Genomic DNA, 728 nt, shown 5'->3' on the forward strand with positions numbered 1-728 from the left:
TATTAATACACTCGCGGTTTTAGAGGGAATACGATTAAAGCATCTGTTTAAAGTTAAATTAGTTTGGCATGTTCACGAAATTATTACACACCCTAAGGTGGCTTTTATGATTACTTCGTATCTGGCTGGTCACTTTGCGGATAAAATTGTGGCGGTATCAGGGCAGGTTAAAAAACATTTGGTGGAATCTAACATGGTAGATTCAGATCTTGTCCAGGTTATCTATAATGGAATCGATACTGCGAAATTTTATCCTCATAAAGTGGATGAACATTTACGTGAAGAATTTAATTTGCAGTCGAGTAACGTTGTTGTAGGCATGGTTGGTAGACTAAATGCGTGGAAGGGACAATCAACCTTATTAAAGTCGATGATTCCGTTACTGAAAACCAATACCAATCTAAGACTAGTATTTGTTGGTGGAGTTTTTGCAGGTGAAGAACATTTTAGAAGTGAATTAGAATCATTAATTCATGAAAGCGGCGTAGCATCACAAATAGTTTTGAAAAATTTTAGAACAGATATGCAGGATGTTTACCAGTTATTCGACGTATTCAGCCTACCAAGTACTAGTCCAGATCCACTACCTACCGTTGTTTTGGAGGCAATGGCTAGTGGGAAACCTGTGGTAGGTTTTGAACATGGTGGAGTTACGGAAATGGTACATGATGGTTACAACGGCTATTTAGTACCGGCAATAAGCGTGTCGGAAATGACTAGTGCTATTG

1 protein-coding gene is annotated in these 728 nt (G+C 38.3%); it reads left to right on the forward strand.

Annotated elements, in window-relative coordinates; all coding sequences use genetic code 11:
* Positions 1–79 precede the first annotated feature (79 nt).
* Positions 80–728, forward strand: a 649-nt coding sequence (locus tag D1831_RS14270) for a glycosyltransferase family 4 protein (protein ID WP_263853702.1), incomplete at its 3' end; no start/stop codon positions are given.

It is taken from the genome of Lactiplantibacillus garii, from assembly GCF_003885105.1.
Lineage (GTDB): Bacteria > Bacillota > Bacilli > Lactobacillales > Lactobacillaceae > Lactiplantibacillus > Lactiplantibacillus garii.